The organism is Streptomyces sp. NPDC057565 (assembly GCF_042801455.1).
Classification (GTDB): Bacteria; Actinomycetota; Actinomycetes; order Streptomycetales; family Streptomycetaceae; genus Streptomyces; species Streptomyces yanii.
In genome coordinates this window covers 1-19,033 of record NZ_JBHVFU010000097.1, presented here as the reverse complement: position 1 = coordinate 19,033, position 19,033 = coordinate 1, and the positions used below count along the sequence as shown (strand labels likewise).

Genomic DNA, 19,033 nt, shown 5'->3' with positions numbered 1-19,033 from the left:
CCCACCCCCCTTTTGGGTCAGTCCGGCCAACATAGCCGGCGCCACTGACAACGCAGAGAACTCCGGCGCTCCGCGCCTCCGGGCCAGGGATCGCGTTCCCGCCCGGCCTGAAGGCCGGGATCCCCCGCGAAGATCAGGGATGGTCATGTGACCGATGTCGTCGAAGGTGCGGCCACCGAAGGGGCGGACCTGGCCGCGGGTCATGCGGAGCGCGGCCAGGATCATCGCCTGGACGACGATGCGGGCGGCGAGCGTGGCCGATCGGTCACGGCCGACCGGGCGGCGCAACAGGGCGTGGAGCACGGCATCGGTCAGCGCATCGGTCGCGGCCCCGCTGGGCGGCTGAAGGACGGCGAGCAACTGGGCGGGTCCGAGACCGCGCACCCAGGAATCGGTCACGGCCGCGACGTCGTCAGCCAGGTGATCGGTCACGAGCCAGTCGGTCACGGTGGCCTGGACGGAGGTGTCCGCGCACAGGACGTCCCACTCCACGTCCAAGCGGTCAAGGATCCCGCGGGCACTGGGGGCGGTTGGCAGAAGGTTCGGCACGGCACATCTCCTTTCGGATGTCGTGCCCTGAACTCTCCTTGGACCGGCTTGCCCAACTCCCCGAGAGCAGCTGGGAGGCTTGCCCCTGTGGCGGGCAAGCCTACGGTGACCGATTGGGCAAGCCTCGGTGACCGGTCGATGCAACCCCAGGCAACTCGCATGAGCAGTGGCCAGGCCCTGCCGCATGAGGCGGAACGCTGCTCGCCCGGACAGGCCCGTCGGCCACACCGGCGAGGTGACCGATGAGCACTCTGCCGGTCATGACCGATGACCGATCCAGGTTCCATCGGCCATCGGTCACCGGTGCCGGAATCGGTCACGCGCTATCGGTCACTGGCCATCGGCACCGGTCACACCCCCGGAATCGGTCACGCGGCAGGGCCCGGACATGACTGTGGCCGATGACCCGGATCGGTCATCGGCCACTCGTCAGAATGGTTCGGTCAGCTGCTGACCGACCGGAGATGCGCGCGGCCCTGCTGCCGCCGCTGCTCCTTCAAGTAGTCGGCCGCGGCATTGACCCGGCGCTGTCCGGTCTTCGGGGACAGCTCCAGACGGCGGGCGACCTCCGCTCCGGAGAGCTTCTGGCCGGCCTCCTCGGCCTCGGCAAGCCACCCCGCGACCGTGACTATCTGCTGCTGCACAGGGTCCAGATCGGGCTCCTGGGTCTGCTGCTCGGGCAGTCGCGCAGTGGCCTCGCCGGTGTCGGAGACCGTGGCCTCCCATACGGTCTGCTCCCCCGGCGTACCGTCTCCAGCCACACCCGCCGTCGGGGTATTGCGGGGAGACTGCTGCGGCACTCCCCCAACGGCCGCACGATCTTCTGCCGCCGAGGCAGTCGGGACCAGGACCGGCTCGACCGCAGACGGTTGCGAGGCGGTAGCCAGCTCAGTCATGGCAGCACCGGAAGTTGAGCGGCTGGCAGCCGGTGCGTCAGTCCATGCCTCTTGGTCATCCGCTTCGTCAACCACGGCCGATACTGGCTGCGCGACATCATCGGTCTCTCGCTCTTGCTCGTCAGCCGGCACGGGCGGCTGAGGAGCCTGCATCTTGAAATCCTGCAGGATGGGCCTGAGCTGTCCCTCCGTGAGAACGCTGCCGGTGACGGGATCAACGACGCCGTACTGAGCGAGGAAGAGCCCGAACTGGCGGGCGTTCGGCAGTCCGCCGTATTGAGAGATGAATCCCTGGACGGCTTCGGTGTAGTCGACGTCAGGCAGAACAGGCTCGTCCAATACGAAGGATTCGGCGCCCACGGGTTCAGGCGAGGGCTCCGTCTCCGCATGAACTGCCGGAGCTGCCCCTGTCTCGCCAGGTTCCAGAGCACGCAGGTGCTCGCCCACCAGCTCGGGCTGAGGGGGCACTGTTTCGGCGGCGGCCGGGGCCGGGGGCAGCAGGGCCGGTTCGATGCCGGCTGCGGCCAGCCCGGCCGGGCCGGTGTCGGCCAGCGGGACACCGAACTTCGCCAGGCGCAGCGGCATCAGGGACTCGACCGGTGCCTTGCGGCGCCAGTTGCGGCCGAAGCGGGCCTGGAGCCTCGCCTGGTAGATCAGCCGGTCCTGTTCGAGCTTGATGACCTGCTCGTACGAACGCAGCTCCCACAGCTTCATCCGGCGCCACAGCTTGAACGTGGGGACCGGGGAGAGCAGCCAGCGGGTGAGACGGACACCCTCCATGTGCTTGTCGGCCGTGAGGTCGGCGATCCGGCCGACCGCGTGCCGGGCGGCCTCGACGGCGACCACGAACAGCACCGGGATCACCGCGTGCATGCCGACGCCCAGCGGATCCGGCCAGGCCGCGGCGCCGTTGAAGGCGATCGTCGCGGCGGTCAGCAGCCAGGCGGTCTGGCGCAGCAGCGGGAACGGGATCCGCATCCAGGTCAGCAGCAGGTCCAGCGCCAGCAGGACACAGATGCCCGCGTCGATGCCGATCGGGAAGACCAGGGAGAAGTTCCCGAAGCCCTTCTGCTCGGCGAGCGCCCGTACCGCGGCGTACGAGCCCGCGAAGCCGATCGCGGCAATGACCGCCGCGCCGGCGACGACGATCCCGATCAGTATCCGGTGCGTGCGTGTCAGCTGTATCGCGGCCACCCGCGATCCCCCTCTTGCATCGGTACTCCAAAGTCTTGAACGTTCACATTTTCATGGCGTGTTGCGTGGTGGGTCTGTTCAGGCCGTACAGATCGCAGACCGTCGATCAGAAGGGCCGCGCAACATACGCGGACAAAGGGGCAGCGGCACCAGGTAGAGACCGAAGACGGACTTGGTGCACTCCCCGAGCACTTGCCTGTAGAGCCAGGCGAGATGACGTCCACGCGATCGCACAAGCTCACGGCCCCGCCCCTGCCAATAGCCTGGGTTGCGGGGCCGTGATGCAGATCCCTACTCCCCCGGCTGCTCAGGCTTGCTCAGCTCGCATCCTCGTTGTTTCTTCGGCCTTGTAGTCCACCAGCAGCTCGGTGAGCTTCCGCCTTGTCGGGACATCGAGTTCAGCGATGATCAGTTCCGACAGAACCTCAGGATCACGGGAGGGCAGCCGGCCCACAGAGCCGGCTGCATCGCGCGGCTTCGGGAGATCACCCCTGTCTGTCTCGTCAGACACCGACCCCTTTATTACGGCGTAATGATCGGGGGAAGGCGCAGGGTTCGCCGTCGGCCTGGAGGGCTTCTCGCTCGGGGGGTTCTCAGCGGGCGGAGTCTGGGCCTGCTGCTTGCGACTGCTTGCGGCACGCAGCTCTGCCCGGGCCTTCTTGTCGGCGGCTTCCTGCGCTTCCTTCTCTTTGAGCAGCCGCAGGTGTTCCTCCTGCTCCTCGGCCTTCTTCTTCCCGACTCGCCGCAGCAGTGCTGCAGACTCCTCACCGGACTGGAGCCTCTGCTTCAGCTCTGGTGTCAGGGTCAGTAGCGCGAGCCTCTGGGAGACCCATCCCTGTGAGCGGTGGAGCCGGGCCGCGAGCGCCTCTTGTGTCCCGTGGACCTTGAGCAGTTGGTCGAGAGCTTTGGCTTCATCGAGGTGATCGAGGTCCTGGCGGTGGATGTTGGCGACGAGAGCCGATTCCAGTATTTCGTCGGGGTTGCTGCCGAGGTCGTCGTCGAGCATCACCTTGATCTCGGTGAGGCCGGCTTCCCGTGATGCGGCGAGGCGGGAGTTGCCGTCGATAACGACATACTTGGTGTCCGGCTCGAGGTCGCCTTCACGCCCGGGGTTGCCTTCGAGGTAGGCGAACCGGCCCATGATGCTGATCGCGGTCTTCTGGCCGTGGTCGCGAAGGCTGGCGCTGAGGTCCGTCAGGTCACCGAGCTCGGATCGCGGGTTGTCCGGGTTCAGGCTGATTACGTCAACGGGCAGTTTGACGGGGGGCGGTGCTCCTTCCGTCGGAGCGCTGGTGTTGGCGTTGATCGCGGCGCGGCGTGCGCTGATGGTCTGCGTCTGTCCGAACGATGCACCGGCGCCGAGCTTGGCTGCCTTGCTCATGAGATCTCCCGGGCCAGGGCCCGCATTCCGACGGACTGATTACAGCGGGGCGAGTACGCGAGCAAGGGCTGCTTCACGCGCACGGCCTCCTTCTGCTCCTTCAGGTCTCCGATGACTCCCACTACTCGGGGATCCTTTATGTCCATCCACGACTCGAGGGAGGAGGTGGCGATGTATCCGCGTCGGGCGTCGTAGTGGTTCACGACGATGCCGAGGTAGTCGAGCTCGAGGTGCATGTCGTTGCGCAGGTCCTCGATCTGCGAGGTGAGGAGTCCGTATGCGTCGGCGGAACTGTCCTCGGCCTGGACCACGACCAGCACACCGGAGTTGCCAGGTGCCTCTCCGGGGCGGCGGCGCCCGTAGTACGCGGCTGCGTCCATGCTCAGGCCGAGGCTGGGCGGGCAGTCGATGAGGATCGCGTCGTACTCGTCCTCGACGGCGGACAGTGCCCTTTCCAGAGCGGCTTCTCGGGCGCGGACACCGGAGAGCTTGACGTCGAGGAGGAATGCGTCGGTGCACGCGGGCAGGAGGTGCAGGCGGTCACCGAACCGGGGGTCCTCTATCGGCACGATGAGGTCACGCAGTTGGCCCTTGGACTCGCCCGCCATGTGCTTGGTGAGGCTGTCGCCCTCGAGCGGCAGAGGGTCCTGGCCAAGCTGCTTGGTGAGGTGGCACTGGGGGTCGAAGTCGACGAGGAGCACCCTCAGGCCGAGGCCCGGCAGGTCCTCGTAGTCGAGGGGAGAGTCAGTGTCGTCCTCGGACAGGGCGGCCGCGAAGTGTTTGGAGATCCGCACGGGGTGGAGCTGGTTGGAGTCTTCAGCCAGGGCCTCGCCTGTGCCGGCGGTGATGGCGGTCTTGCCGACGCCGCCCTTCTGGTTGCAGACGACGATCCGCTTGGGGTGCTCGGGGCGCACCACGGTGGGAGCCGGATTGGTCTCAAGCCACATCTGCACCGACTGTGCGAGGCCTTGGATGATGGAGACTCCGCGGGAGGCGCAGTCGCCACGGAACCTGTCCCACTGGCCTGAAGGGAGGAAGGTGGAGAAGGACTTGGCGCCTGACGTGTCGATGGGGGCGAGGTTGGACCCGAGCCCGAGCCAGGCCTCGATGCCGGCTTCGACGGCGTGCTGAATGTCGATGCCGTGCTGGGCGGCCCGGATCTTCAGGTCCAGCTGCAGGGCGACAGGGATCTTGGAGACGACCTTCTCGCGGTCGCCGCTTGGGGATGACAAACTCATGCTGGATACCTTACTAACGCGGACGATCAGATGCAGCATCAACACGCTAGCTTCGCCAAGTATTACGCCGTAATACTGCTCTCCTGCCCCTGCGATGTGTAGGCAGTCCCGCTCCTCAGTAGGCATGCGCGGCTGGGATCCGTCATGTGTAGGCAGGTTCAGATCGAGGCCCTCTTCAGCCCCCAGCCACGACCTGACGATGCGGAAGGAATCTCTGAGCGGTGTCTGCTCTACTGCCTGCCGACGAACCGGAGAGTGAGAGAAAAGCGGAGGGTGTTCTGACTGACTACTTCCGCGCGGTGGCTGCCGCATCGGTTGTACAGGCGCCGGAGCAGATGGATGGTCGGTCCCTGCCCTGCGCAGAGCCCCCTGTGTTCGACGGAGTTGAAGTTAAGCACGTGGATACGGCCGTCGTCCTGGCGCAACTGATCGCTGCCATACAACAGGTTGAGTGGGAAGTGGACCTGGTGCAGAAAAGGGACGTGTGGCCGACCTCCCCGATTCCCGACCCGGACGAACCCGTGGCGGAGGATGACCCGTGGGTGACCGGACCGTGGGTATCAGAACTACATCACCTGGTACGGGACACTCTGGCAGGGGTAGACGAATCCGAAATACCGACCATCGTCGCCAGGTGGGCCCAATCAGAGGACCTGAACTGGTGGCACGTCGAAGAGCTGCAGGCACTGGCCGAAGCACTCATCCTGCTTGCCAGGCGGGCTCAGGAAATCGGCGATCAGCTCTACTGCTGGACATCACTGTGAGGCTGTCGGGCCTGGATGCCCGCCCCATCTCAGCGGACAGCTGCATCCGCACAATCTCGATGTCACTCCGGAGCACGCTCAGGCGGGGCGGATTCGAGAGTCACCCAGGACAACAGCCTGCATCTGATCGCCGACCTGCGGAGGGGATACATCCGCGGACCACCAGGACGGATGCTTGGCCCGGTCGATGAAACCCGTGATGCCGGGCGCATCGACCTGCGACCCGGCAGGGGGCGACGGCCGCGACGACGACGTTGATGATTCACCAGCGTCATCAGCGTTCTCCAAGGATTCTGACCGAGACCTGTTGAGGGTCGAGTGACGCGAAGCTGATCAGCTGCATTGCCAGGTGAACATCGCTCGGTCGAAGCGGCGCTCAGCCAGGTCCTGTGGGCGGATGAGCCAGTACAGAGCGCCGGCATCACCCCACATCATGTCGGCGGCATCGTCACTGTCGAATTGAGTGAGCAGCACCCAGTTGCTGATCTCCTTATCGAGGGCCGGGTCGCCCCAGGACACGTCCCGGTCCATGACCGCTTCCGCGACCTCGATCTCCACCGGGTTCTGGACTGAGTGGGCATGGCCGCCGATCTGGTGACCCACCTCGCGGTCGAACTCCCACAGCGCGTCGAGGAAGTCCCGCGAGCACACCGGATGGTCGTACCGATTCCCCAGTGGAGCCCCGGGGGCGAAGACATCACGGACCTGAGGATGCCAGGGCTCGGACGTGGTCATGCCCAGCCGGGCGGTGAGCGGAACCTTGGGGTACGGCTGGAGGCCAGCGGGGACGTCACGCTCACCCCATTTCTCCTCGGCCGGTGTGTAGAGGACGCGTGCACCTCCCCAGCTTTCGCGATCCTCAGCCAGCACGAGAGCATCGCCGTCATCCAGCTGACCGTCGAAGTAGAAGAAGGACAAAGTCCCCTCGGCCGGGAGCATGATGTCCACAGCGCCCACCGGCAGCAAGGCGCAGTCCAATGAGGCGATGAACGAAAGCGGCCCGTGACCTGCCCACGACGGCCACTCCACATCGACCGGCAGCTTCGGCAATCCCCCGATCTGGCCCACGGCTATGTCTGCGGCCGCGGCCGCCTCCAGGCGGACCGCCGGCCTGAGCAGGCCGACCCAACGCTCTGCAACATCGAACGGCAAGTGCTGGTGGGCAAGGGTGCGCAGAGCTTCGGAAGATCCGTATGTCATGCGCTTGATCATGCCCCGGCCCACGGACAGCCGGTCCACCAGCCCCACTGCTGGAAGAGATCACCTGACGAACGGGAAGCGGTCTTCAACACCTCGACACGTGGATGGTCAGATCCCAGCGTGAACAGCCGACACTCATCTGGGACAGGCATCAAGTATTACGCCGTAATACCCGCCCGTTCCGTGAGCATGCTCTCGTCGCGTATTGACGTGCGCTGGGGACCGACAAGCTGACGTCACAAGCCCGGCGGACGCTCCCCCACCAGCCCCTCGGCCGCCTGGACTGGGCTCCACCTCACGCTGCTGGTGCACCGCTGAGGGGCTGTACATCACTCGCCCTGCGCCGGCGACGCGTTGACCAAACCCTTGGGAGAACTGGGTCGTGCAGCGAACTCCCCAATTGGGGAGTTCGCCGATACCGCTCCATGGACGGATTCCGGTGTGCCAGGATGCGGATGCCGCGCCAGTTCGGACGCGGATGCGGGGTACGCAAGGAGGCCGGTTCCGGTGCTCAACGATCCCTTGGAGCTGATCGACCCACCAGAGAACAGCGTCGTTATCGGCACGGGCAAGGGCGGCGTCGGCAAAAGCACGATTGCCGCACATCTGGCCGGCGCCTCGGCAGCAGAGGGCCGACGAACGCTGCTGATCTGCCTGACAAGCCAGGACGATGACGACCTCGGCATCAAGCGATACGGCAGAGGTATCCACCCTGCTGGCCCGCCCGTCATAAACGGACAGGGCCTGTATCGAGCCGTCTACGACCGCACACCACTTCTGCCCATCCGTGAAGTGCGTCCCAACTTGGATGTCGTGCCCGGCGGCGAGACAGTGGGTGAGCTGATCCAGCTGCTGATGCACCGGATGACGGCCGAAGGCGCCGGCGTCGCACTCTCCCTCGCTCGCTCCCTGGCACCGATCGCCGGCTGGTACGACCAGATCGTCATCGACAGCGCTCCGGAGAACGACCCGCTCGAGCAACTGGCCGTCGCAGCGGCACGTGTCCTGGTGGTGCCCACCCGGTCGGATGACTCCTCCATCCAGGGCATGGAGCGCATCTCTCGAAACTTCAAGATGGTGCGCCGCCAGGTGAATCCGCACCTGCGCGTCGGAGGCGCCTTCCTCTATGCGTCCAACCCGACCGCGACGTCGATGCACGCAGAGGTGAAGGAGGACATCCGCACCGTCCTCGGAAGCACGACCCCGATCCTCTCGACCGTGGTCGGCTACCGCGAGAAGCCGGCTCGCAACTCACGCAAGAAGGGCCTGCTGTTCTCCGAGTACGCGGAGCTCCTGCCGATGAGCGCCAAGGGGTACGACGTGGCTGCCGGCCGCGCGAAGGTCGCCGACGTTGTACCCGACGCCATCGTGGGCCTGGCAGACGACATGCGAGCCCTGACCACCGAAATCTTCGCTCACTGCAGGAAGGCAACAGGCTAATGGGCGGCGACCTGTTCAGCGACGACGAGCCAGGAACGCCCCAGACCACGGGCACCGGCCTGATGGGGCGCGGCTACCCGGGCGTTGTCCAAGACGCCAGCGTGGTCATCAAGGCACCGGTCGGCACGACACTCGAGTCGATTCCACTCCCCCGCCCCCCAGCAGGCGAAGGGGCGCTCAGCTCCGATGAGGAGCAGACCTTCGAGGCATGCAAGGCAGGGGTCGACAACCTCCACAAGGCATTCTGGATCGCCGGCAAGGCTCTGGAAACGATGAAGACAGGCAACCTGCACCGCGACTCCGGCACCCCGAACTTCGCGGACTACATCTGGGACAACTGGGAGATCTCCGAATCACACGCCCAGCGGCTAATGTCCGAGTGGCGGATAGGCGAAGCCCTCGCGGCCATGGGCTGGCGACCGCGTGAGTCCCAAGTTCGAGAACTGACTCCCGTCGCGAAGGTCAGCGGCGACGCCGCGGCGGTGGCTGTCTACGACACTCTGGCCCGCGCCGGAACCCGGGTCACGAGCCGGGCCTTGAAGGATGTAGTCCGGCAGTTGCCGGCGGTCCTTTCCGACTCGGCTCCCCCGGACGTCGTCCGCGCTGTCCGCGAGATCCTTGAAACCTCGGCACCTGTCCTGGCCAACGACACCACCGCTGACAGCGAGAGCTCCGACGTGCCCGAGCACCAGATGCCCGGCCCGTCAGACGTGACCCAGGGGCAGAGCAACGACAAGAAGCCCGACCCGACAGACTCCGATGACGTCCGCCGACTCATGCAGACGCTCGCTCATGTCACGGACGCAGCGAAGGCCATCAGCCGCCCTGCTGTAACCCGAGCAATCAATGAGCACCCCGAGGCTGCGATGCTGGTCGTATCCGAAATTGAGACCGCGCTCGGCAAAATCGGGCGAGCGATCGCCGTGCGGAGGACACCTCGCTAACCTCGCACACGGCCTAAGGGGCGGATCCGACACAGGAGCCGTTCCCTTCCCACCGGGCGTCCGGTCAAGCGGTGCAGCTAGGACCTGTCTCTTTGATCAGTTGGTCCTCGGGTGATCGGCCTCCCTCTGAAGGCTGACTGCGTCGCGCATGAAAGCCTGCCGGTATGGATACGTTCACGGCCCGGCTGGAGGGCGCATGGGAGTGGTGGTCCGCCGCCATCGAGGAAGCGCAGGAGGGGCACTGGGTCCGTGATGCAGTGGAACGGCAGGTGATGGCGGACATCAGGGCAGCCACCAACACCCTGCATGATGGTCGGCTTGCGCCGTTCACCGATGACTCGTGGCATGTGCGTATCGGGCGGATCGGCAACTGGGCCGGGGTGCTCCGGCTGGCTGCCAGGGCAGGCGGGTGGGAACTCCGACCCATCCTCGGGCACAGCCCAACGCAACCTGCGGGCATGGCCGAGTTGCTGTCCGGAATTTATGCGATCGGCGAGCAGGGCGAGATTTGGATGAAGCAGCTCCTAGGGGGCGAGCTGCCACCGGAAGATGAGATTGCCCAGGCCGAGGGCTTCCTGACCGGGCCAGGGTCCATCGAGGATCTTGAGCTGTTCTTCTACGATTGATATTCGTCTCCCCTAGGTCAGCGTCGCGTCCAGATGAGGATGGCGGCGAGGTGGAGCGCGGCCTGATAAGCGATGGCAAGCTTGTCCGTTCGCATGGCGAGGCCGCGCCACTGCTTGAGGCGGTTGATGCATCGTTCGACGGTGTTGCGCTGCTTGTATGCCTCGGAATCGAAGCTGGGCGGGCGACCTCCGGCCCGGACTCGCCGCAGGCGGTGGCCGATCTGGTCGGCGGGCTGCGGGATGACGGCACGGATTCCACGCCGGCGAAGATGCCCGCGGATCGCACGAGAGAAGTAGGCGCGATCGGCGAGGACGGCCTCTGGGCGGGTTCTTGGTCTGCCGAGTCCCTTTCGCGGCACCCGGATCCTGGCCATGACCGCCTCGAAGACCGGTGCGTCACTGGCCTGGCCTGCCGTGACGTGGAGGGCCAATGGTCGTGCCCTGCTGTCACTGGCCAGGTGGACCTTCGTGCTCAGGCCGCCGCGGGAGCGTCCCAGTGCGTGATCGTCGGGCTCGGAGCGGCAGGGCACCCCCCTTCTCCTTGCTCCGGCGGCGTGCTGGTGAGCCCGGCAGACGGTGGAGTCCACCCACACCGTCCAGCCCACGTCGTCACCAGCGTCTGCTGAAGCCAGGACCGCGGCGAGCATCCGTTCCCACGTGCCGTCGACGGCCCACTTGATCAGACGTTTGTGGGCGGTCTTGAAGGAACCCAACTCCTCCGGGAGATCCCGCCATGGCGAGCAGGTGCGGTACTTCCAGGCGATCGCTTCAAGGATCCGGCGGTGGTCGGCCCACCGCCGTCCACGGACCGGATCGGCCGGCATCAGCGGCTCGATCCGGTCCCACATCGCATCAGTGATCACTAACCGGACTGGCATATCCGATCAACTGACCAACTCATCAAAGAGACACGCTCCAGGCCGACCACAGGCCTTGGGAGACGTCGCTCACGCGTCCCGGGACCCCCAGTACAGTCACCGACAGGCTGGCACGGCAAGGGGGAAGAATAGACGGTTCGCTGGTTGCGCTGATTGTCGCGGTGGTTGGTGTCGCAGGCACCTTGTCCTCGGGTCTGTTGACCCAGCGCACCGCCGCACGCACGAGGATGGCAATCGCCGCCGGTTGGTCGAGGAGGACCGGCCCCGGCGCCAGGCTGCTCTGGAACGGCGGCAGTCGCGTGCTACATCGCGCTCAACCTCGCTGACCGGCAGTTTCACTCGACACTGACCCTCCACATCAACGCCCGTGCGCGACGGCATCGAAGCGGATGCGACCCATGCAGATATGGAAGGCGCGCGTGATGCAATGGGGGAGAGGTGGGCCGAGGCGCAGCTGGTGCTTCCGGATGCCCTCCTGTACAAGGCCGCTGAGACCAACGGTTTCCTGTGGAAGATCTACGAGGCGGTGTACCGGATCGAGCGCGGCGACCCGGAGGTCGGCGAGTCTCTCGAATCCGCGCATGCACAGCTGATGGAAGCCAAGCGCCTCCTCTTCGACCTGGGAGAGGCGATGCGCCGGGACCTGGGAGCCAGCAGCCCGGCCGAGGTCAGCGCGGCGGGGGAGTCCTACCGCGCCAGCCAGGTCGTTGTCGTCGCTGGGAGTGCCTCGTTCACAATGGCTCGCTACCCTGCCGCCGACTGAAGCACTCAGCCACGCCAACTAAACCGCCAACTCGCCAAGCCAACGATCAGTCACACTGAGTAGCCGCGTCAGTCAAATGGAGCACTCGACACTGATTCAGAGCAGGCGAGATCGCCTGTACGCCCCTCTGGCGGCCTTCCAGGAGCTCTAGGGTCCTTCATACCGACGACTTGAAGATCGGCCGCCTATGCCGCCATTCTGTGCGTCGCATTTCGGGCAGGATGCGAGATTTCACCGATTCGTGCTACCGCTGCCGTGCCTGTTCTCAAAGATGGGTCATTCGCACCGGGCTTGACGAGCTACGTGTTCGTCTCATCGAAGTGCGGACAAATTTTCGACGAGATGGGTCAAGGGGCGGTGCGACAGGGGAGTGGAGAGGGGCCTTCACACGCGCTTCTGACTCAAGTCTGCGTTGGCCGCGCGCGGCGAGCGTCTCGATGGCGCCGTCCAGGTCGAGGAGAGCAGCGTCCATGTCGTTTGCCTCAAGCGCCGCCGTAGCGGAGCGGGCTGCGGCGACTTCGGAGCCTTGCCTGGCCGCAAGCGCGGCCTCTTCGGGTTCGCCGCGCCTGAGCAGCACCAGACCCAGCCCGTTCATGAGTATTTTCTGGCCGTGCAAAAGAAGGATGTTGTACGGCCATTCCCCGAGCATGGCGTTTCGGGAATCGTGGCCACGAGCGCCTCGGAGAGTTGTAGCAGGCCCGAAAGTCGCCCGTGGCCGACACGATAGATACCGAGCACGAACGGCGTGTATCGCCAGATTGGAGACCTGACGGCGGAATCGGCTGCCGCACACGCGATCAGGTTGCCGCTCTCGTCCTCGAGCCAGCTGCTGGCTTCGTCCTGGTCGGAGAAGGACTGGTCCGGCAGATCTGGAAGGACCTCGTCGGTGTACACGGCCATGTCCGGAGCGAGGAGAGCCTGGGCGTGTGCAGCGCGGTGGAGGTAGTGGGTGAACAGGTGGGGGAGTGCCTCGTCTTTCTCTGCTCTCCAGGTGGTTGCGATGTCCGGCTCGTTGGCGTAGATGCGAGGTCATGGAAGTACCAGCGGTCGCCGTCTGCGGTCCGTAGGAGGTAACCGATCTCGCCACCACCTCTGCGGTCCATCAGGCGGAGTTGGTCACGCGAGCGCCGAGCACCATGCCCTCGGAGGCCAGGTGGTCGGTCCGCGACCTGGCCGACCTCGCTGCCAGTATCCGTGACCACGAGCAGAAGACTGCGATTAGCAGCATAGGCCGGGTTGCCTACCTCGAAGGCGACCCCGGACGCGAAGGCGGCCTCGATCCAGGAACCAAGTACGTCGTGATCGACGGCAACTCCCTCCTCGCCGTAGCGCGGGAAGCCGGCTTCACCGAGATCAAGGTCATGCTCGACGACGACACCGGCAGCAACCCGACGAAATACTGGAGTCGGCCCTCGTCGCCAACATTCACCGCGAGGAATCGGCAGCTCTGCTCCGCAGGTTCGGTAAGAACAAGGCCGAGGAGCAGGAGGCTCACCTGTGACGCCTGAAGGAGAAGGCAACCCAGGAGGCTGCCGACAAGAAAGCCCGCGCCGAGGAGATGAAGGCCGGCAGCCGCAAGCAGCCTGCCGACAAGCCTGCGGAAGGCGATCAGGCGGACCAATCTCATTACGGCGTAATAGACGGCGCCCAGGGCTCAGAGTGCGGAACCTCGACCAACTGCTCCCGATCAGGCCGCCGTCACTGCAGCAGCACTGCCGAGCCACGCATCCAGCCGGGCGCAGCCGAGGACGCCGATGTCTTCGAGAAGTGTGTCGATCCCCTGGTACGGCCGTCGGTGAAGATGCCGTGGCACGACGGGGCGGCAGCAATCGAGATCATCTTCTGGAAGCTCGACGAGGAGCAGCGGCGCTTTGCGATCGGCCGTTACTTCGAGATGGTTGGCGGCCCTGAGGCTGCAGCCGCTGACCTGAGGGCCGCGGCTTTGCTCAAGTACCAGCAGGCGCTCGTCGAGCACCTCAGCAGCGACGTATAGCAGCATCAGACAACGGCGCCCCTGGCGCGGGGGTTGTCATGCTCGGTCGGATCCGGTCGAAACATCATGCTGTGCGGTCACACGACCGAGCGATCCCCGGCCACGTCCCTTCCCCGTTCACACCCGTCGATTGAGCGGGCGGGCCGGTGCCCCGCCTCACTGCGGCCGGAACGGGCAGTGCCCCGTACGCCGACCAACGTCTGTCGGGCGACGATGACCAGCGACATGACGAACATGCCGCCGCATTTCCGGATCCTCGAACCGGAAGGCCAGTTTGAGCAAGGCGGTGCCTGTGCGGTTGCCCTCGTAGATGAGCTTCCGGCCCTGCTCCACCAGCTGCTGGCGCACGTGCCACTGCATCTCCCGGGCGGCGACTTCCTGAACGGCGACCATCCCGCGGGTGCCGGGAGCAGACTGCCCATCGCGGCCCCGATCTCACCTCCTGGGGGCCATCCCCGCGGGTGCGGGGAGTAGTACCTCGGCAAGGCCGACGACGACGTATACGAGGGACCATTCCCGCGGGTGCGGGGAGCAGCGTGCGCCGACTAACAGGTACGGGGGAGTACCGGGACCATCCCCGCGGGTGCGGGGAGCAGAGTGTGGCGGTGGCGGCCACGGGGTCGGCCCGGGGACCATCCCCGCGGGCGCGGGGATGGTCCTACGAAGGAAGCCGCCGCCGGGTTTGACCTGCTCTGCTTTTCGCACCCGCGGGGATGGTCCCGCTGGAGGATCCCGCGTCGCCGGTTGTACCGGTCGGTGGTGCGGGGGGTCCTTGCCTTGTCGACCGCCCGCGAGCGGCAGCAGCAGGAAGCCGCTGCGCCGCTGACATCTGGCTGAGGGCCGAGCCGGCGGGCCGCTGTCCACTGGCGGCCCGCTCGCGGCCATCCGGGTGACACAATTCCCCCATGACCCCCCAGACACCGCAGCAGCAGGCCCGAATAGTCATCGTGGCGATCGTGGTCACCGTGGCGACGACAGTCCTGGGCGCAGGAGGCGGCTACCTCTTGGGCGGCCCTGTCGCCGCAGCAGCCGCCGCCGCCTCCATAGGCGCTGGCGCTCTGCTGAGTAGCTTCCTGGTCCGCGGCCGCATCCTCGGACGCCTCGCTGAGTCCCGGCAGGCAGCAGCGGTGCAGGGCTACGCCGACGGCATCGCGCACATGGTCCTTGCCCACACGGCCGCCTACGAAGCTGCGGTGTTCCCCATCTCGGGCCCGGGCGCTGTCACACCCCAGGAGCGTGCGGCGCGCCGTACCCGTTCGTACGCCCTCGCAGCGGAGGAAGAGCTGCCGCACCCGGTGCGCAGGGCGGCGGCCGCAGCTCTCGCCGCACTCGACAACGGCAACCCCGCCGCGTCTCAGGAAGCGATGCAGAACCTCTTCTTCGCCGTGCATGAGCAGACCGTCCGGCCCTGACGCACCTCCCAGGACACAAACCGGTTCTGGCGTGCATGTTCTCGTCCTCGCTCCCACCGTTCCTCCGTGGCGCCGATCCGGTGCCCGGCGTGCGGGAGCAGGACGGAGAATCCCTTCGTGGCCCGTCGACGCCGCCGCACCGGCCCCACGGACGTTCTCCGCCAGATCGTGCACGACCGTGACGGCGGACACGGCTCCGCTGCAACAACGTCCAGAACCTGACCATCCACCGCCGGGTCAACCGGGGGCTGGGCTCCTTCGGTAAGGAGTGGATCAACCAAGCGCACAACCTGCTGCTCGTGTGCATCGTCTGCAACTCCTGGTTCGAGGACCACCCCCGCGAGTTTTATGCCTGCGGTTGGAAGGTTCGCCGCCCGATGCTCTCGGGTGAGATGTCCGTCACCTACCCGGGCGGCGCTCAGTACGTGCTGCGCCCTGACGGATCCCGCTCCCGCGTCCGCTCGGGACACGCCGCGTGATCGTCCGGACGTTCCCCCTCAGGCTCCGCTGCCACGTGATGTTCTACCGGGGCGGGTCCCGCTTCGCAGCCGGCCCGATCCGCATGCACGAGAAGAGCCGCGCACGCACCATCGGCGCCACCCTCAGCATCGCCCGGTTCACCATTGGAGTCGCCGAGTTCGGGCGCCCGCACCAGCAACTGACCGGCGGCCACTGGTATCGCGACTTCGGACGTGGATGTCAGCCGGGGGCTTGATCCACGTACCCGTCAACTTTTCGCGCCTGCAGCACGGTTGGCATGTCGGGCATGCCGCTGCGGCTGCTCGATGTGATCTCCGTCACTAAAAAATGGTTGAAGGTAGGGCAACTATGTAGGTATGTCCCGCTTTGCGGTAGGTGGCTCTACCTCTCCCCGGGCCTGAGTCACAGTGTGGCCTCTTATGGAAACTGCGCGTGACAGTACGATTTGTCGGGCGTCGCGTGGAGATCACGTGAAGCTTTCATGGGGAATGCGGGCGAGGCCATCCGGTCGACCGGTTGGTACGACCGTGATCTTCGCCGTCAGCAATGGGGTAAAGGGGGACATCATGTACGGACTTGCGGGTATCGGCCCGTCCACCGTTGTGTACGGGGCGCCCTGTACGTCGCTCTGCCGCGCTGCACTCAGTCACTCCGGATCGTCCACCATGCCGCGCTGCCCACGCCCTTGACCGGGGGCGAATCACTCTCACCGTCGACCAACACAGCCCCTGTGCCTGAGGAGACGACTCCCGCCGTGATCTCGGAACCGGCCGCCGTACCCCTTTCCGAGACCCCGCCGATTCCATCTCAGAACGACTCCACAGGAAGCACCCATGGGGAAGCATCGAAGATCGGGCCTGAGACCCGCCAAGATCCGCAACGTGATCGCCCTGATACCGGCCCACAACGAGGCCGACACCATCGCGGACTCCATCCAGGGGCTGTACGGGCAGACCGTGCCCCCGCGGCAGGTCATCGTGGTCGCGGACAACTGCACCGACACCACCGTGGCCATCGCGGACTCCCTGGGGGCCGAGGTCTTCGAGACCCAGGGCAACCGGCACAAGAAGGCCGGAGGACTGAACCAGGCCCTGGCCCGCCTGCTGCCCTACCTGCACGACGACGACGTCGTCCTCGTGACGGACGCGGACAGCGCCCTGGACCCCGGCTTCGTGGCCTGTGGAGTGGAGCACCTCGCGAAAGGCTACGGGGGAGTGGGCGGCACCTTCCGGGGAGGACCCGGCGGGGGCTTCGTGGGCCACCTCCAGCGCAACGAGTACGCCCGCTACTCGCGGGACGTGAAGCGCCTGGGCGGCAAGTGCCTGGTGCTCACCGGCACGGCGGCCATGTTCCGGGTGCAGGTGCTGCGGCAAATCTCCCAGGCCCGCCTGGAGGGCCGTCTCCCGGCCGGGGACGGGCTCGGGGGCATCTACGACACCTCGGTGCTCACCGAGGACAACGAGCTGACCTTCGCGGTGCTGCACCTGGGCTATCAAGTGCTCTCGCCGGAGGGCTGCACGCTCACCACCGAGGTCATGCTGACCTGGAAGGCCCTGTGGGACCAGCGACTGCGCTGGAAGCGGGGAGCGGTGGAGAACTGCGTCCAGTACGGCCTGACGCGCATCACGTGGCGCTACTGGGGCCGTCAGCTCCTGAGCATGGTCGGCGTCCTCGTGACCGCCGTCTACCTAGCGACCCTCGCCTACGCCCTGGCCTCGCACTCGTTCCACGTCAACGAGTTCTGGCTCTGGGTCTCGCTCGTCTTCGTGATCGAGCGGGTTGTGACCGTACGGGAGCTCGGCTGGAAGCGGATGCTCCTCGCCGCGTCCATGTACGAGCTGCTCTTCGACTTCCTGCTCCAGGCCTGCCACGCCAAGGCGTACCTGGACTCCGTGTTCCGCCGTGAGCGCGCCTGGTAGCAGGTTGCTTCAGAAACTGTCAGAGATCATTTGGGAGAGACCCTTGTACAACAACCCTGCAACTACTGTGGGCGGTGGGGCGTTGGCCTCTACCGGTATCGGACTGATGACCAGCGTGTGGCTGGGCCTGACGGCCTTCGCCCTGGTGGCCCTGGGAACCGCTGTGATGCGGATTGTGCCCCGGGGCCGGAGCCGCGCCTGATCGTGATCCGCAAGACGGCCGTGGTGGCCCTCCTGCTCCTGGGAGTGGCCACCTTGGCCGCCTGCCACGGCTCCGAGCACGCACCGGACCCGAAGGACACGATGGCCGTCCAGAGCCTGGAGGGGCGTTGAACAGCCGAGTACTACCTGCAAGTCTGCTGGTGGCGGCGAGGGTTGCGCCCACGGCCGTTCACCTGCGTTCATGGGCGGACGAGTGCCGGGGCGGTCTCCGCCGATGATCCCGCCTGTACGGCGATGAACGTAGCTGAATGAGACGGAAACTGAGACGGCCTGGTACCGGGCCAGACCGTCTCTACCTGGTGCAACCTTCTGATCCGTAGCTCTATGCAGATCGGTTGTTGGCGGTCGCACCGGTCGGGCTACGACCCTAGGAGGTTGCTACCGGGCAGGTTCGGTTGTCGTGGTTGCTGTACTTCGCTGCGGTACTGCACTCCGCGTGGGGCACCGCTTTAGAGGTTCGGACAGAACGTGGCAGATCACTGGCCGAGCGGACTCCAGTTGAACCAGCCTCGGGAGGTGTTGTACGGGTACGTGGGTTCGTCGCAGGTCTGAGACATCCAGATCTGCGAGGCGACGGTATCCGCGCGCGCCGCATAACCGTCCGCCAGAACCACCAAGATCAGAACCGCAAACAGCGCTAGCACGGGGAGTACCCGCCAGCGGCGTACACGTGAGACGACCAGTGCTGCCGCGGACAGCACTAGCCCGGCCAGCAGGAGCCACCGGTTCACCATTGCTTCCCGGTCGAGTTCCTCGGACATCTCGACAAGGTCACCGCAGAGTATGTACGTCTTCGGCCCGTCGAGCAGCGATAGGCAGCGTTCCAGTACTGCGACCAGCACGATGAACACCCCAAGCACCGGCAGCAAACTCGGTTGTCTTTCCGACTCCGCAACCGACCGGCCCTGCCTCTCAACCCTCATAGCCCCTGCCCTTCGACCATCCAGCGGAGTGCCAAGCTGAGCCCAGAGGCTCATCAACTTCATTAGTAATCCCTAGTGTTGCGTGTGTATGGTTCCCTGCATGGAGTTGCTGCGCCTGTCCAAGGCTGCGAAGCGTCTCGGGATACACCCGATGACGCTTCGTCAGTGGGCGTTGGACGGCAAGATCCCGTTTACATGGGTCGGCCGTGAG

General features: G+C 65.9%; 20 protein-coding genes and 1 pseudogene. 12 read left to right on the top strand and 9 right to left on the bottom strand.

The window, feature by feature from the left end; all coding sequences use genetic code 11:
- The 4 genes and pseudogenes from ACFU8W_RS49585 to ACFU8W_RS49570 form a co-directional block, all read right to left on the bottom strand.
- Positions 1-549, bottom strand: a pseudogene (locus ACFU8W_RS49585) (hypothetical protein); the annotation flags it as partial.
- Between the two features lie 443 nt (positions 550-992).
- On the bottom strand, positions 993-2,639 hold the full coding sequence (locus ACFU8W_RS49580; RefSeq protein WP_384052445.1) for a DUF2637 domain-containing protein: 1,647 nt from the start codon (positions 2,637-2,639) through the stop codon (positions 993-995).
- A gap of 307 nt (positions 2,640-2,946) precedes the next feature.
- Positions 2,947-4,020 (bottom strand): ParB/RepB/Spo0J family partition protein, encoded by a 1,074-nt coding sequence (locus tag ACFU8W_RS49575; protein WP_384052444.1) that lies wholly within the window; start codon positions 4,018-4,020, stop codon positions 2,947-2,949.
- The gene (locus ACFU8W_RS49570; protein WP_384052447.1) at positions 4,017-5,252 is read right to left on the bottom strand and encodes a ParA family protein; all 1,236 of its coding nucleotides are present in this window, start codon (positions 5,250-5,252) and stop codon (positions 4,017-4,019) included. Before ACFU8W_RS49570 ends, ACFU8W_RS49575 begins: the two co-directional genes overlap by 4 nt.
- 227 nt (positions 5,253-5,479) lie before the next feature.
- Between ACFU8W_RS49570 and ACFU8W_RS49565 the strand changes: the two genes are divergently transcribed.
- Positions 5,480-6,022 carry a hypothetical protein gene (locus tag ACFU8W_RS49565; protein WP_384052443.1) on the top strand — a complete coding sequence of 181 codons (543 nt, stop codon included), beginning with the start codon at positions 5,480-5,482 and terminating at the stop codon, positions 6,020-6,022.
- Between the two features lie 333 nt (positions 6,023-6,355).
- On the opposite strand, the gene ACFU8W_RS49560 is transcribed toward ACFU8W_RS49565, so the two are convergent.
- Complete coding sequence (locus ACFU8W_RS49560) at positions 6,356-7,270, bottom strand: YwqG family protein (protein WP_384052442.1); 915 nt, start codon at positions 7,268-7,270, stop codon at positions 6,356-6,358.
- Between the two features lie 459 nt (positions 7,271-7,729).
- Between ACFU8W_RS49560 and ACFU8W_RS49555 the strand changes: the two genes are divergently transcribed.
- From ACFU8W_RS49555 to ACFU8W_RS49545, 3 genes are all read left to right on the top strand, one after another.
- A complete protein-coding gene (locus tag ACFU8W_RS49555; RefSeq protein ID WP_384052441.1) occupies positions 7,730-8,662 on the top strand; it encodes a ParA family protein in 933 nt (310 codons plus the stop codon).
- Positions 8,662-9,606: a hypothetical protein gene (locus ACFU8W_RS49550; protein ID WP_384052440.1), complete on the top strand. Its 945-nt coding sequence runs from the start codon at positions 8,662-8,664 to the stop codon at positions 9,604-9,606. The genes ACFU8W_RS49555 and ACFU8W_RS49550 overlap by 1 nt, the downstream gene beginning before the upstream one ends.
- Before the next feature lie 164 nt (positions 9,607-9,770).
- Positions 9,771-10,232, top strand: coding sequence for a hypothetical protein (locus ACFU8W_RS49545; protein WP_384052439.1), 462 nt, complete (start codon positions 9,771-9,773; stop codon positions 10,230-10,232).
- Positions 10,233-10,249: 17 nt separating this feature from the next.
- Here the strand turns inward: ACFU8W_RS49545 and ACFU8W_RS49540 are convergent, their stop codons facing one another.
- Positions 10,250-11,110 carry an IS5 family transposase gene (locus tag ACFU8W_RS49540; protein ID WP_384052438.1) on the bottom strand — a complete coding sequence of 287 codons (861 nt, stop codon included), beginning with the start codon at positions 11,108-11,110 and terminating at the stop codon, positions 10,250-10,252.
- Between the two features lie 367 nt (positions 11,111-11,477).
- On the opposite strand from ACFU8W_RS49540, the gene ACFU8W_RS49535 reads away from it, so the two are divergent.
- Positions 11,478-11,873, top strand: coding sequence for a hypothetical protein (locus ACFU8W_RS49535; protein WP_384052437.1), 396 nt, complete (start codon positions 11,478-11,480; stop codon positions 11,871-11,873).
- A gap of 591 nt (positions 11,874-12,464) precedes the next feature.
- Here ACFU8W_RS49535 and ACFU8W_RS49530 read toward each other — a convergent pair.
- On the bottom strand, positions 12,465-12,773 hold the full coding sequence (locus ACFU8W_RS49530) for a hypothetical protein (RefSeq protein WP_384052436.1): 309 nt from the start codon (positions 12,771-12,773) through the stop codon (positions 12,465-12,467).
- 236 nt (positions 12,774-13,009) lie between these two features.
- Here ACFU8W_RS49530 and ACFU8W_RS49525 point away from each other — a divergent pair, with 236 nt between their 5' ends.
- Positions 13,010-13,381: a hypothetical protein gene (locus ACFU8W_RS49525; protein WP_384052435.1), complete on the top strand. Its 372-nt coding sequence runs from the start codon at positions 13,010-13,012 to the stop codon at positions 13,379-13,381.
- 50 nt (positions 13,382-13,431) lie between these two features.
- Complete coding sequence (locus tag ACFU8W_RS49520; RefSeq protein ID WP_384052434.1) at positions 13,432-13,866, top strand: hypothetical protein; 435 nt, start codon at positions 13,432-13,434, stop codon at positions 13,864-13,866.
- A 156-nt stretch (positions 13,867-14,022) separates the two neighbouring features.
- On the opposite strand, the gene ACFU8W_RS49515 is transcribed toward ACFU8W_RS49520, so the two are convergent.
- A complete protein-coding gene (locus tag ACFU8W_RS49515) occupies positions 14,023-14,259 on the bottom strand; it encodes a hypothetical protein (protein WP_384052433.1) in 237 nt (78 codons plus the stop codon).
- Positions 14,260-14,771: 512 nt separating this feature from the next.
- On the opposite strand from ACFU8W_RS49515, the gene ACFU8W_RS49510 reads away from it, so the two are divergent.
- The 4 genes from ACFU8W_RS49510 to ACFU8W_RS49495 all read left to right on the top strand — a co-directional run bounded on the left by ACFU8W_RS49510 (position 14,772) and on the right by ACFU8W_RS49495 (position 18,010).
- Positions 14,772-15,278: a hypothetical protein gene (locus ACFU8W_RS49510; protein ID WP_384052432.1), complete on the top strand. Its 507-nt coding sequence runs from the start codon at positions 14,772-14,774 to the stop codon at positions 15,276-15,278.
- Between the two features lie 475 nt (positions 15,279-15,753).
- Positions 15,754-15,993 (top strand): hypothetical protein, encoded by a 240-nt coding sequence (locus ACFU8W_RS49505; RefSeq protein WP_384052431.1) that lies wholly within the window; start codon positions 15,754-15,756, stop codon positions 15,991-15,993.
- A gap of 598 nt (positions 15,994-16,591) precedes the next feature.
- Positions 16,592-17,677, top strand: a complete 1,086-nt coding sequence (locus ACFU8W_RS49500; RefSeq protein ID WP_384052430.1) for a glycosyltransferase — start codon at positions 16,592-16,594, stop codon at positions 17,675-17,677.
- Between the two features lie 204 nt (positions 17,678-17,881).
- The gene (locus tag ACFU8W_RS49495; protein WP_345515402.1) at positions 17,882-18,010 is read left to right on the top strand and encodes a hypothetical protein; all 129 of its coding nucleotides are present in this window, start codon (positions 17,882-17,884) and stop codon (positions 18,008-18,010) included.
- Positions 18,011-18,375: 365 nt separating this feature from the next.
- Here ACFU8W_RS49495 and ACFU8W_RS49490 read toward each other — a convergent pair whose 3' ends face one another.
- The gene (locus ACFU8W_RS49490; protein WP_384052429.1) at positions 18,376-18,741 is read right to left on the bottom strand and encodes a hypothetical protein; all 366 of its coding nucleotides are present in this window, start codon (positions 18,739-18,741) and stop codon (positions 18,376-18,378) included.
- A gap of 169 nt (positions 18,742-18,910) precedes the next feature.
- Between ACFU8W_RS49490 and ACFU8W_RS49485 the strand changes: the two genes are divergently transcribed.
- Positions 18,911-19,033 (top strand): excisionase family DNA-binding protein (locus ACFU8W_RS49485; protein WP_384052446.1); only part of this gene is annotated, 123 nt, incomplete at its 3' end.

Coding starts and splice junctions, on each gene's coding strand:
- ACFU8W_RS49545 (WP_384052439.1), top strand. CDS start 9,771: ATGGATACGTTCACGGCCCGGCTGGAGGGCGCATGGGAGTGGTGGTCC.
- ACFU8W_RS49515 (WP_384052433.1), bottom strand. CDS start 14,259: ATGGTCGCCGTTCAGGAAGTCGCCGCCCGGGAGATGCAGTGGCACGTG.
- ACFU8W_RS49530 (WP_384052436.1), bottom strand. CDS start 12,773: ATGGCCGTGTACACCGACGAGGTCCTTCCAGATCTGCCGGACCAGTCC.
- ACFU8W_RS49525 (WP_384052435.1), top strand. CDS start 13,010: ATGCCCTCGGAGGCCAGGTGGTCGGTCCGCGACCTGGCCGACCTCGCT.
- ACFU8W_RS49520 (WP_384052434.1), top strand. CDS start 13,432: ATGAAGGCCGGCAGCCGCAAGCAGCCTGCCGACAAGCCTGCGGAAGGC.
- ACFU8W_RS49510 (WP_384052432.1), top strand. CDS start 14,772: ATGACCCCCCAGACACCGCAGCAGCAGGCCCGAATAGTCATCGTGGCG.
- ACFU8W_RS49540 (WP_384052438.1), bottom strand. CDS start 11,110: ATGCCAGTCCGGTTAGTGATCACTGATGCGATGTGGGACCGGATCGAG.
- ACFU8W_RS49575 (WP_384052444.1), bottom strand. CDS start 4,020: ATGAGCAAGGCAGCCAAGCTCGGCGCCGGTGCATCGTTCGGACAGACG.
- ACFU8W_RS49550 (WP_384052440.1), top strand. CDS start 8,662: ATGGGCGGCGACCTGTTCAGCGACGACGAGCCAGGAACGCCCCAGACC.
- ACFU8W_RS49500 (WP_384052430.1), top strand. CDS start 16,592: ATGGGGAAGCATCGAAGATCGGGCCTGAGACCCGCCAAGATCCGCAAC.